Raw genomic sequence first — 12850 nt, 5'->3', positions numbered from 1 at the left:
CACCGCAGCGGCGCCAGCGGCTGGATGCCGCGGCAGCCAAGCTGCGCGCGGCGGCTGCGCTGCTGGCGCCGCATCCCGCTCTTGTCTCGGCCGCGAGGGATATAACCGCCCGCGCGGATGCGCTTGCGGGCGGCTCGTTCACTTTGGCGCTGTTCGGTGCGTTCAGCGCCGGGAAGTCCTCCTTCGCCAATGCTCTGCTTGGCGAGTCGGTATTGCCGGTATCACCGCACCCGACAACGGCGGCGGTGAACCGGATTCTGGCACCGGCAGAAGGGAAAACCCATGGTACCGCAGACGTGCGCATGAAGAGCCGCGATATGTGGTGGGACGATCTGAAGTACTCCTTCAGCGTGCTGGGTCTCCAAGAGCCAACTCCGAGCAATTGGCGGAACGCGGCAGAAGCATTGAATCCGGCCGGGATTCATCCGGCAGGTTTGCCGCATTATGGGTTTCTGAAGGCCGCGGCTGCCGGCTTTGATATGATGGAGTCCAAACTGGGTAGGACAGAAACCGTAGAGCTGGCAGAATATCGGGGCTATGTGGCCGACGAAACCAAATCCTGTTTTGTCGACGGGATTGATCTGTATTACAGTTGTCCGATGACAGAGCAGGGGATCGTGCTGGTGGATACGCCTGGAGCCGATTCCCTTCATGCACGGCACACCGGCGTAACGTTCAATTATATTAAAAATGCGGACGCTATCGTATACGTAACGTATTACAATCATGCTTTTTCCAAAGCGGATCGGCAGTTCCTGTCCCAGCTGGGCAGGGTTAAAGACAGCTTTGCGCTGGATAAAATGTTTTTTATCGTCAATGCCGCAGATCTTGCCCAATCCGAAGAGGAGCTGGATGAGGTGGTGAAGCATGTTCGTACCAACCTGACGTCCAGCGGGGTAGGCAGCCCGCATATCTTCCCTGTTTCCAGTTTGGCAGCGCTGGATAGTAAGCTGTATGGGGATGAAGCAAAATTGAAGGAATCGGGGTTCCCTGTATTCGAGGATGCGCTTAGCCGATTTGCGGTTGAAGAACTGCCAAGGCTTTCCGAGCGCGCCGGTTATGATGAACTGGCTTCGGTGAGGGATCGAATCAGAGCTTGGGCCGATATGGCAGCCCAGGATGAGACCACGCGTGAGCGTAAAACCGTGGAGCTGGAAGAGGTTCACAAACGAGCCTTATCCCGTCTTGCAGCTTTAACGGAGCTAAACATGTCCCGCGATATCGCGCAGGAAAGCAGCGAGCTGCTGTTTCATGTACGGCAGCGGCTGGATTATGCCATGAACCGTTTCTTTCAGGAGTCGTTTAATCCTTCCGTGCTTCGGGAGGACGCAGGTCACCTGAAATCGGCCTTTGCGGCCTGCGGGCGTGATTTAATGCGGACGATGTCCATGGAGCTGGATCAGGAGCTATGGGCAACAACGCTTCGATTAGAGATGGCCGGCCGCAAATTAACCGAAGACGCAGCGCTTAAAGCGGCAGCGGATATCAACGGTATGGCCGAGGGCTTGTCCCTTGCCATCCGGCGGGATAAGGACTGGTCACCGCCGGAGCTGGAAGAAACGGAATTGCAAATACAGGGGGATTGGTTGTCCTTTTGGTCGACCTTTAAGAACCCCAAGCATTTCTTTGAGGGCAGCGGGAGCTCCAAGCTTCGAGAAGCAGCAGAGCCGAAGGTGAAGGAAGCGGTGGCGGGCGTGGTGAGCATTCGGGAAGAGCAGCTGACGGACCACTATGTTCGGATGAGTGTACGTTCACTGCAGCATCATGTATCGGTGTTGGAGGAACAGCTGAAGGAATCCATGGCTGCCATCCTCGGTTCGCTGCAGGACGGTCAATCTCCGTTGATGTTGAGTATGCTGGCAGATGAGCTGGAAGCTATGATTCAGGCGGCTCGGTAATGGCGGATCTTATGCCATCCAGAACATGTGCACACAACGAAAGGTATACATGTTGGAGCCTGAAGCTTCCCTACGAATAACGATGTTATGCAGGTCTAAACTCCAATCGCATATTTTCCATCCAAGGGCGTCCCATATGCCATCCTGGCGGGGCGCCTTTTTTCCTATGCTCGTTCGGGTGGATAAAGGTCAAGAGGATGGTATGACGTATTTTAATCCGCTACAATGTTCCCACTGGGGTGAAAACGGCTTAGGATATTACCCTTTTTCAAGCATGTTCAAAAAAGTCGGAAATCGGGGATGAAGCCTGATGGTTGAAGGGACTGACAATGTGATTATATCCCCTAGTATTAATGAGAATTTCCGATGATTTCATTATGAAACAAAGATAAGTTATACTATTTGCCCCCTTTAGGTCCTTTTGGCTCATTTATGGCGGTTTTCCCTCTTTGCCGCGGGTTCAGGTCGATGATAAACTTCATAAATGCTACATAACCTGAACGAAAATAATCCAAAGGAGGATAATCATGAATGTTCTCAGGCAACTGCAGGGCTTCTTTTGGGAGAAACGAAGTTATCTTTTTCTTTCCATGCTGTGTCTGGCGATTGCAACCGCTTTAGGACTTGTCTATCCGCATCTGTTAAAAGTGCTGATTGACGATGCAATCAAGCTGGAGAATTACGGTATCGTACCGCAGCTGGCGCTAACTGTGCTGGGTGTGGTCATCCTTAAAGCTTTCATGCAGTTTTTGCACGGATTTTTTGGGGGGAGGCTGGGGAACTACCTGGCTTATGCGTTACGAAACGCCTGCTATGAAAAATTGCAATTTCTATCGTTCCGTTACTATGACACGGCACGGACCGGGGATTTGATGTCACGGCTGACGGGCGATTTGGAAGCAATTCGAATGTTTATCGGCTTCGGTTTTGCTCAGCTGCTTAATCTGGTATTGATGGTGACTTTTGGCTCCATTATGATGTTTACCATTAGCTGGAAATTAACGCTCGTAACTTTGGTAGCGATGCCATTTTTGGTTGTGGCGGCTCTAAAGTTCGAATCGAAGATCCACCCGGCGTTCCAGGAGATGCGTCTTGCACTAAGCTCGCTGACGACCGCGGTTCAGGAGAATATTACGGGTGTCCGTACCGTAAAGTCTTTTGCTCGCGAGCCTCACGAAGTAGAGAAATTCTCCGAACGGAATGAGCGTTACAAAACCAACCAGATATTTGCCTCTTCCTTATGGGCTCGCTACTTCCCGTTGATGGAGCTCTTCGCGAATATCAGCGTCGTCATTTTGCTAGCCGTCGGCGGAGCGATGGTTATCCAAGGTTCCATGACGGTAGGGGAACTGGCAGCTTTCTTTACTTTGATCTGGTACATAATCGGCCCGCTTTGGGGGATCGGGTTTCACATTAATAACTACACGCAGTCGAAGGCATCGGGTGAACGGGTGCTCGAGCTGCTGAATCAGCCGATTGATGTCGAAGACCGTGAGCGTGCGGTAGATCTGGTGCCAAGCGAGGTGAAGGGTCATGTCGTATTTGATAATGTCACCTTTGCTTACGGTAACAAGATGGCAGCCGTCAAAGATATTAACCTGGATGCTCGTCCCGGCTCCGTGATCGGGCTGCTTGGGGGAACGGGGTCTGGTAAATCGACCATTATCCAGCTTTTGATGCATGCCTACAATGTGAATCAGGGCAGCATCAAACTAGACGGCATGAACATCAATGATATAAAGATCCGGAGTCTGCGCAGCCAGATTGCCACGGTCTTTCAGGAGACCTTCTTGTTCTCGTCCAGCATCCGCAACAATATTTCTTACGGGATGAAGGACGTTAGCATGGAAGACATCATCCGTGTTGCCAAGCTGGCCAAAGCCCATGACTTTATTATGGAAATGAAGGATGGTTACGATACCATTGTCGGCGAACGGGGGATGGGACTCTCCGGCGGACAGAAGCAGCGGATTGCGATTGCAAGAGCCCTTCTGAAAGATCCGAAAATCCTGATCCTGGATGATGCCACCAGTGCTGTAGATATGGAAACCGAGCATGAAATTCAGTCCGGCTTCCAGGAAGTTATGAACGGCAGAACGACCTTTATTATCGCTCACCGGATTTCTTCCTTGCGTCATGCGGATGAAATTCTCGTTCTGGATGAGGGAAGAGTTGTGCAGCGCGGCAAGCATAACGATTTGATTGCAGTGCCGGGGCCTTATCAGGATGTATACAAAATACAATATGCGGACCTTATTGCGAAGCAAGCTCAAGCAGGAGGCACGCAAGGGCAGGTGCAAGCATGAACGCCAATGTAAATACTGAACCGCATCAGAAGCAAAAGATTCCGAGGCCGCGGAAGCCTTCGGAAGAAACGAATGAACGTTTTGTATACAAGGACGACGATGCGATTGAAAAGCCGTTTAACTGGGCTCAGCTGACACGTCTGATCTCGTATATGAAACCTTACGCCAAACAGATTCTCCCGTTGATCGGCCTTATGATGGTCATCGGTACCATAACGAAGCTGGCCATTCCGTTCTTGACCAGTTTGGCGATCGACCAGGCCATTGACCCGAGGGATGGCAACCCGAGCTTAACCTTATTGTATCAGATCACAATCGCGGTTCTTGCGATGTATATCATTCAATGGGTTGCAGGAATATTTCGTATCAGATTTACGAATATCATCGGTCAGCGGGTCATTTATGACCTGCGTGCAGATCTGTTCCAGCACATTCAGCGTTTGTCCTTCAATTTCTTCGACAAGCGTCCGGCTGGATCTGTGCTGGTCCGGGTTACGAATGATGTTAACTCCCTGCAGGACTTGTTTACCAACGGGGTTGTCAACCTGATCATCGACTGCGTGCAGTTAGTAGGTATTGTCGTTATTCTTTTATTAATAAACTGGAAGCTCGGTCTTGCTGTCATTGTCACGGTACCGATCATGTTCTTCATCTCGACGAAACTTCGTGTACGCATCCGGCGTGCATGGCAGGATGTACGGATTCGGAACTCGCGGATTAACTCTCACTTGAATGAATCGATTCAGGGGATCCGCGTGACCCAAGCTTACACGCAAGAAGAAGAGAATATGAAGTTCTTTGATAACATGAACATGGACAGCAAAAAGTCCTGGGATAAAGCGTCGGCCATGAACCAAGGGTTTGGGCCTCTTATCGAAATAACCGGTGGTTTCGGTTCATTGATCTTGTTCTGGCTAGGTGCGGTGTTGATCCAACAAGGCGAGCTCACCATCGGTCTGTTAATTGCCTTCACCCAATATGTAGGGAACTTCTGGGAGCCGATCAACCGGCTTGGCCAGATGTATAACCAATTGCTTGTCGCCATGGCTTCATCCGAACGCATATTTGAGTTCATTGACGAGAAGCCGAGCATTGATGATCAGCCTGGGGCGAAGAAATTGCCAACGATTAAAGGGGATATCAAGCTGGAGAATGTGGTGTTCGAATACGAAAAAGGACGCCAGGCTCTCAAAGGGATCAATCTCAATGTAAAGGCAGGCCAGTCGATTGCGCTTGTCGGTCATACCGGATCAGGCAAGAGTACCATCATTAATCTGCTCAGCCGATTCTATGATATTACCGAAGGTAAGTTAACGATTGACGGATACGATATCCAATCGGTGACGGTGGAAAGCCTCCGCAATCAGATTGGCATCGTGCTGCAGGATACCTTTATATTCTCCGGCACGATTCGCGATAATATCCGGTTTGGCCGTCTGGATGCGACCAATGAGGAGATTGAGGATGTAGCGAAGGCGGTCGGCGCCCATGAATTCATCGTTCAGATGCCGGGCGGTTACGATACCGAGGTTGAAGAACGCGGGAATATGCTGTCTATGGGTCAGCGGCAGCTGCTGTCCTTTGCCAGGGCGCTCCTTGCCGATCCGCGGATTCTGATTCTGGATGAAGCAACGGCGAGTATCGATACCGAGACGGAGTTGAAGATTCAGGAAGCTCTTAAAGTGCTGCTCAAGGGCCGAACCTCCTTCATCGTGGCGCACCGATTGTCAACCATCCGCCATGCCGATCATATCGTCGTGCTGGATCATGGTAAAATTATCGAAGAAGGAAATCACAGCCAGCTTATGCAGAAGCAGGGTACGTATCATGGGTTGATTGAAGCGCAATACCGATTTTTGTAAAAACGGCTTAACAAAGGTTTAACAAAACCGACACAAATGTAAAAAAAATGTCGCTTGATACTTGCAATCTTCTTCATAAACTTACAAAATAGAAGTAGAGTTTACTCAGAATTCATAGAAGAAGGGAAGCATGAGGGTATAATGAGCATCGAAAGCGTATTATCTGCGCCTGCACTGCTGATTCGAAACTTTGAGAAGAATGATTTGGAAGCTGTCACATCCTTGATGCGCGAACTGAATTATCCGACCACGCTGAATGTCATGCGTGAACGGATGGAAGCGATGAACGACAATCCTTTATACGGCAATCTGATTGCTGAAGTTGATGGTGTTGTTGTTGGTATGATCATGCTTCGTCAAGTCAAATCCTTCACTATGACCGAACCGGTCACTCAAATTACTTCGGTTATTGTAACCTCAAGCTACCGCGGCCAAGGAATTGGCAAAAGATTGATTCGCGGTGCAGAGACATGGGGAAGACAGCATGGTAGCCACCTCTTGTTTCTCACAAGCGGCAACCGGGAAGAACTTGCTCCCGCACATGCATTTTATGAGCATATTGGATTTGAAAAGGCTGGATATCAGTTTAGTAAAAAGCTGTAGTCCAGGAACTTTTCATGAACCCATCCCATTTTTGGGATGGGTTTTTTCTTGTTATGGGCTAAAACTCGATTGAAAATCAACCGATATAAAAAGAGATTCATCGCTGGAATCAAGCATCGATCACTACCTATGATCTGGTCTAGTGACGACGTAATCACCTATGTATAGGTAGGAATCCAAGGTCGCTTTTCCAACAATTGTAGGATTGCCCAAGGTATCAAATGTGTTACAATGTGTTCGTACGAGATTACAAAAATGTAACTATTGTTTGATCGTCCAGCACCCGTGACTTTCATCTTAGAATGGGCGGTCAAGCATACTCACAACTATGAGCATAGGAGATGAGCATTTATGAACAACCTTTGGATAAAGAAAATCGCAGGCGGCAGCATTGCTGCTGTACTGGCTGTCGGTATCATGCTGCCCACTACGGCATCCGCAGCACCTGCTGAGAGTAATAATTATGAAAACTGGCAGCAAAAGATTCAGAAGTTCCTGGAAAGCCAAGGTTTTGAATCCCAGTTTAAATGGGTGGTTCAGAAGCCGCAAACGGAAAAACCGCAGGCAGACAAACCTGTTGAAACTCCGCAAACCAGCAAGCCAGAAACCACTAAACCAGAAGCGACGCAACCTGAAACCAGCAAACCGGAAACAAGCAAGCCTGAGACTAGCACTCCATCTACAAAACCGTCCCAGCCTTCCGAGCCTGCGGGTACAACGGAACAATCCAATTTTGCTTCCGAGGTTGTCACATTGGTGAACAAAGAACGTGCGAATGCAGGTCTGAAGCCGCTCACGGTTCATGCTAAGCTAACAACCGTAGCGCTGGATAAAGCGAAGGATATGAGTAATAACAATTACTTCAGCCACACTTCACCGACACATGGCTCGCCATTTGATATGATGAAAGCTTACGGTATTTCTTACGGCTATGCCGGCGAGAATATTGCTAAAGGGCAACGTACGCCTCAAGAAGTAATGAACTCCTGGATGAATAGCCAAGGTCACCGTGAAAATATCCTGTCTCCGAACTTCACCATGATCGGTGTTGGATACTATAACGGATATTGGGTCCAAGAATTCATAAGTCAATAAGCACTTATCTCGTTTCATATGAAAAGGGCTGCCCCGGTCACGCATCAAAAGATTGCGTCCGGGGCAGTCTTCTTTGCGTGTTTTGATTTGCAAATTTTATATAGAAGTCTTAAGGTAATGTAATGAGGAAATTTGTAGGGGGAATGTCATGAAATCATCTGCATGGATATGGCGAATCACAGCCTCCGTGTCGGTTATTGTAACGATTGTGCTCATTATCGGTTTTATGTATGCGTTCAAAGATATTAATGATCCGCAAGGACAGCCCTTGCTGACCGGTGGCGGATCCGAGGCGTCCGAAGAAGGGACAGCGTCGGGGCAGCCGGGGAACAATCCGTCACAACCGGTTTTGCCCCATGATCTAAAGGTAACTGCGATTGGAGATTCACTGGCCAAGGGAACAGGGGACAATACCGGGAGCGGTTTTGTCCGCCGAACCGTGGATCAATTAAACAGCGATGGACGAACAGCGAGCCTGCTGGCGAATCTGGCCGTAAACGGAATGACTACCGAAGGACTGCTTCCCAAGCTGGACGACAAGGGAATACAGTATGCCTTGAAGCAAGCCAATGTCATTATGCTTTCGATCGGAGGCAATGATATATTTCAAGGCAGCGGGCTGATGGACGGGGCAGCGGATTCCGATGAGTTGGAGCTCGAACCTGCCAAGCTGATGGGCGCATTGCCGCAGGCCTCTGAACGCCTGCAGGCGATTCTGGAGAAGATTCGCGCCATTAATCCGAACGCCCGAATCGTTTATATCGGTCTATATCATCCTTTTTCCGATTTGGAGGATTTGCTCATACCCGGCAATATCGTGGTCTCAGCCTGGAATCATTCGGTCATGGAGATTGTGAACCGGGATCCCAATATGACATTGGTCCCTACGTTCGATCTATTTCAGCACAAGCTGGGCGAGTATCTGTCCTCGGACCATTTCCATCCGAACGGGGCAGGATATCAGGCTATAGCGGATCGAATTGTAGAGGGTATGCTCTAGGCATGATGAGGATGTCATATGGGGAGTTGGAAAACGATGAATGAACAAGCTCAAGAAATCGTGCTATCTGTCCAGCATGTAAAAAAGAAAATCGGTCGAAAATGGATTATACATGATGTGTCGTTCGACGTGCGCGCAGGCGAAATTTTCGGATTCTTGGGGCCGAACGGGGCAGGAAAGACGACCACGATCCGGATGCTGGTGGATCTGATCAAACCGACCTCCGGCCGGATCGAGGTCTGCGGTTATGATGTGAACCGCCGACAGGAGCAGGCGCTGCGTTATATCGGTTCCATCGTGGAGAATCCTGAAATGTATTCATATATGACGGGGTGGGAAAATCTTGAGCATTTTGCGCGAATGCAGCCCGGCATTGACCAGCAGCGAATACAGGAAGTTGTGGATACGGTGAGATTGGATCGAAGAATTCATGACAAGGTAAGCACGTATTCTCTGGGAATGCGGCAGCGGCTTGGGATAGCTCAAGCCCTGCTCGGCAGACCGAGGCTGCTCATTCTTGACGAGCCGACAAACGGTCTTGATCCGAAAGGGATCAAAGAGATGCGGCAGTTCATCCATCGGTTAGCCGAGGAAGGATTGGCTGTTTTTGTCTCGAGTCATCTGCTGAGCGAAATTCAGCTGTTATGCGATCGCGTGGCGATCATCAGCAGCGGAAGAGTGCTTGCGGTTGGCGAGGTCGAGGAATTGATTGCCGGCAACAGCGATCACGTGATCTGGGATCTGAATCCCGCCGTGCAAGGGAAACGAATATTGCAAAAGCTGGATTATTGCCACATCGTCGAACGCCCCGAAGACGTGCTCGACGATAATTTGCTCGCAGGCATGTCTCCGGATGCTGTTGTGACCCGTATGAGCACTACATACACGTCAAGAGCTGTGGAACGGCTGGTGGCCGCGGGAGTACAGGTTCGGGAGGTTCATCGGATCAATCCTACGCTGGAGCAGCTGTTCCTGCAGATGACGGAGGGTGAGAGCATTGAGTAACCTGTTGCCCCTGATCAAAAACGAGTGCATCAAAATTATCAAACGAAAGCGGTTTTATGTTGTCCTGCTCGTTCTTCTTGTTCTGGTTCCCATGTTTACTTATGCCCAGATGAAGTCAGCTGAACGGAGCCGGGAGAAGTTCAACAGTGATTGGCGGCTTGAACTTCAGCAGCGAATCACGGATAATGAGAATTCGCTTAGCAGTGACAGGGTGCCGGATGAATGGAAACGATATAGACAAATCTTTATTCAGCAAATGCAGTATTATTTGCAGCATGATGTGAATCCTAATCAACCAAACGGGGTTACGTTTACACGGGAATTTTTGAATAATGCGATATCCCTGTTTATCCCGCTGCTCATTATGGCGATCGCTTCGGATATCGTCTCCGGTGAACGGACGACCGGTACCATCAAAATGCTGCTGACAAGGCCTGTGAAGCGATGGAAGGTGCTGCTCAGCAAACTGATCGCCTTGATCATGTTTACGTCCCTTATTGTCGTTTCCACCTTTGTCATAGCCTATCTGATCTCCGGTCTAGCCTTCGGATACAAGGGATTTGACATACCGGTTTTCACGGGATTCCAAATTGTTGGGTCTGATGTGGATATGTCCGGCGTTCATGCGGTTCCACAGTGGAAGTATTTGCTGATGCAGGGTGGATTGGTGTGGTTTGTCGGCGTATGTGTCGGCATGCTGGCTTTTATGGTGTCCGTGCTGGTTCGAAGCACCGCGGCGAGCATTGTGATTATGATGGCCGCATTGATTGCCGGAAATATTCTGACGAATATGGCATCAGCTTGGAACAGCGCGAAATATTTGTTCATGGTAAACCTCAATTTAACCAACTATTTAGCAGGCAATTTGCCGCCAATTGAGGGGATGACTTTGAATTTTTCCCTTGCCGTATTGGCCGTCTGGGCCATTTGTGCGGTTATTGTTTCATTCAGTGTCTTTACGAGAAGGGATATCTTGAATTAAAATGGACAAAGCATGAAACATTTGTTTGCATTTTTAGGGAACAGCGTTCTTCTAAAATATTGAAATGTAGAAAATAGAAATACACGAGATACGTGAAATTGAAGGAGGAGCATGAATGGTCGAACAGATCGATATGTTTGCAGAGTCATCGAAGAACGGCGGTAACAACCGTTCAGGATACGATGCTGACGACATTCAAGTGCTCGAAGGCCTCGTTGCGGTGCGCAAACGGCCAGGCATGTACATAGGGAGCACAAGCTCGTCAGGCTTGCATCATCTGGTATGGGAAATTGTGGACAACGCCGTAGACGAGCATTTGGCCAAGTACTGCTCGAGAATTGAAATTACATTGCATAAAGACGGGTCCGCAACGGTGTACGATAACGGACGCGGTATTCCAACCGGAATGCACAAGACAGGCATCCCCACTCCGCAGGTTGTATTTACGATTTTGCATGCCGGCGGTAAATTCGGTGGTTCCGGATATAAGAAGTCCGGCGGTCTTCATGGCGTTGGCGCATCCGTGACCAATGCGCTGTCCGAGTGGCTGGAGGTGGAAATATATCGTGAAGGTAAAATTCACCGCCAACGATTTGAATACTGGCAGGACAAAAAAGGAAAAGAGCATGTCGGGGAACCTGTAACGGGTCTAGAGGTGCTTGGCAACACAAACAAAACAGGGACGAAGATTACGTTTAAACCGGATGCGCGCGTGTTTACCGCGGGAACGCATCTGAACTACGACACGCTAGCAGAGCGCTTACAGGAAATTGCCTTCCTGAACTCTGGACTCCGGATTGTATTGAAAGACGAGCGCAGCGGCAACGGGGAAGAGTTTTTCTATGAAGGCGGCGCAAGCCAGTTCGTTCAGTTCCTGAATGAAGGCAAGGACGTGCTGCATGATGTGATCCATTTTTATGCGGAGAAGGATGATATCGAAGTTGAAATCGCCCTTCAATACAATGCCGGATATACCGAAACGCTGGCTTCTTTCGTTAACTCCATCCCGACGCGCGGGGGTGGTACGCATGAGACGGGCTTTAAGACAGCGTATACTCGTGTCATGAATGATTATGCCCGCAAGAACAATCTTTTGAAGGAAAAGGACAAGAACCTGGAGGGCAATGATCTTCGGGAGGGCATGATGACCGTAATCAGCGTCAAGATGGCTGAGGTCGAATTTGTCGGACAGACCAAGGACCAGCTGGGAAGCGCTTCTGCGCGCAGTGCGGTTGACAGCATTGTCACCGAGAAGATGCAAATCTTCCTCGAGGAGAATCCGCAGATCGCACAAACGCTGCTGAAGAAGGCCATCCAGGCTTCCAAAGCGCGTGAAGCGGCCCGTAAAGCAAGAGATGAGATGCGCAGCGGGAAGAAGCGCAGCGAAAGCTCCAATCTGGGCGGCAAGCTGACCCCTGCGCAGTCCAAGGACTTTACGAGAACCGAATTGTTTATTGTCGAAGGGGACTCCGCTGGCGGTTCTGCGAAGCAGGGGCGGGATTCGAAAATCCAGGCTATACTGCCTCTTAAAGGGAAACCGATGAATCCGGAGAAATCGAAGCTGGCCGACATCCTGAAGAATGATGAATACCGAGCGATTGTATCTGCCATTGGCGCTGGGATCGGTACGGAGTTTACTGCCGGGGACAGCAATTATTCGAAAATCATCATCATGACGGATGCGGATACGGATGGCGCTCATATTCAGGTGCTGCTGCTTACGTTTTTTTACAGATACATGAAACCGTTGATTGATGAAGGCCGCGTCTATCTTGCGCAGCCTCCGCTGTATAAAATCGCCAGCAAATCCGGGAAGCTGGAAACCGTCCGGTATGCCTGGACGGATGAGCAGCTGGCTAATTATTTGAAGGAATTCAAAAACTTCGAGCTGCAGCGCTACAAAGGTCTGGGCGAGATGAACCCGGAGCAATTATGGGAAACAACGATGAACCCGGAAACACGGACATTGCTGCAGGTACAAATCGATGATGCTGCCAAAGCGGAGCGTCGTGTGTCTACGCTGATGGGAGATAAAGTAGATCCCCGCAAGCGGTGGATCGTAGAAAATGTCAACTTCGCAGAGTTTGAGGAATAGAAGG

Annotated in this window: 9 protein-coding genes; all 9 read left to right on the top strand. The window is 49.6% G+C overall.

The annotated features are described in order from the left end of the window. A partial coding sequence (locus DP091_RS02145; protein ID WP_181469705.1) for a dynamin family protein occupies positions 1–1898 on the top strand: 1898 nt, incomplete at its 5' end. Positions 1899–2425: 527 nt separating this feature from the next. Further along, positions 2426–4204 (top strand): ABC transporter ATP-binding protein, encoded by a 1779-nt coding sequence (locus DP091_RS02140; RefSeq protein WP_113056866.1) that lies wholly within the window; start codon positions 2426–2428, stop codon positions 4202–4204. Then, positions 4201–6066, top strand: coding sequence for an ABC transporter ATP-binding protein (locus tag DP091_RS02135; RefSeq protein WP_113056865.1), 1866 nt, complete (start codon positions 4201–4203; stop codon positions 6064–6066). The genes DP091_RS02140 and DP091_RS02135 overlap by 4 nt, the downstream gene beginning before the upstream one ends. Positions 6067–6207: 141 nt before the next feature. Continuing rightward, on the top strand, positions 6208–6669 hold the full coding sequence (locus DP091_RS02130) for a GNAT family N-acetyltransferase (RefSeq protein ID WP_071218337.1): 462 nt from the start codon (positions 6208–6210) through the stop codon (positions 6667–6669). Between the two features lie 351 nt (positions 6670–7020). Next, positions 7021–7764 (top strand): CAP domain-containing protein, encoded by a 744-nt coding sequence (locus DP091_RS02125; protein ID WP_113056864.1) that lies wholly within the window; start codon positions 7021–7023, stop codon positions 7762–7764. A 148-nt stretch (positions 7765–7912) separates the two neighbouring features. Beyond that, the gene (locus tag DP091_RS02120) at positions 7913–8764 is read left to right on the top strand and encodes a GDSL-type esterase/lipase family protein (RefSeq protein WP_113056863.1); all 852 of its coding nucleotides are present in this window, start codon (positions 7913–7915) and stop codon (positions 8762–8764) included. Between the two features lie 36 nt (positions 8765–8800). Then, complete coding sequence (locus DP091_RS02115; protein WP_113056875.1) at positions 8801–9769, top strand: ABC transporter ATP-binding protein; 969 nt, start codon at positions 8801–8803, stop codon at positions 9767–9769. After that, positions 9762–10751, top strand: a complete 990-nt coding sequence (locus DP091_RS02110; protein WP_113056862.1) for an ABC transporter permease — start codon at positions 9762–9764, stop codon at positions 10749–10751. The genes DP091_RS02115 and DP091_RS02110 overlap by 8 nt, the downstream gene beginning before the upstream one ends. A gap of 115 nt (positions 10752–10866) precedes the next feature. Further along, entirely contained in the window at positions 10867–12846 is a 1980-nt protein-coding gene (parE, locus tag DP091_RS02105) for a DNA topoisomerase IV subunit B (RefSeq protein WP_113056861.1), read from the top strand. The last annotated feature ends 4 nt before the right edge of the window (positions 12847–12850 follow it).

The organism is Paenibacillus sp. MDMC362, from assembly GCF_003269305.1.
In the GTDB taxonomy this organism is placed as follows: Bacteria; Bacillota; Bacilli; order Paenibacillales; family Paenibacillaceae; genus Paenibacillus_AQ.
This window is presented reverse-complemented; position numbering and strand designations above follow the sequence as displayed.

What these genes read in the sequence shown, in the direction of transcription:
- DP091_RS02120 (WP_113056863.1), top strand. Translation starts at nt 7,913, where the DNA reads ATGAAATCATCTGCATGGATATGGCGAATCACAGCCTCCGTGTCGGTT.
- DP091_RS02140 (WP_113056866.1), top strand. Translation starts at nt 2,426, where the DNA reads ATGAATGTTCTCAGGCAACTGCAGGGCTTCTTTTGGGAGAAACGAAGT.
- DP091_RS02135 (WP_113056865.1), top strand. Translation starts at nt 4,201, where the DNA reads ATGAACGCCAATGTAAATACTGAACCGCATCAGAAGCAAAAGATTCCG.
- parE (WP_113056861.1), top strand. Translation starts at nt 10,867, where the DNA reads ATGGTCGAACAGATCGATATGTTTGCAGAGTCATCGAAGAACGGCGGT.
- DP091_RS02125 (WP_113056864.1), top strand. Translation starts at nt 7,021, where the DNA reads ATGAACAACCTTTGGATAAAGAAAATCGCAGGCGGCAGCATTGCTGCT.
- DP091_RS02115 (WP_113056875.1), top strand. Translation starts at nt 8,801, where the DNA reads ATGAATGAACAAGCTCAAGAAATCGTGCTATCTGTCCAGCATGTAAAA.
- DP091_RS02130 (WP_071218337.1), top strand. Translation starts at nt 6,208, where the DNA reads ATGAGCATCGAAAGCGTATTATCTGCGCCTGCACTGCTGATTCGAAAC.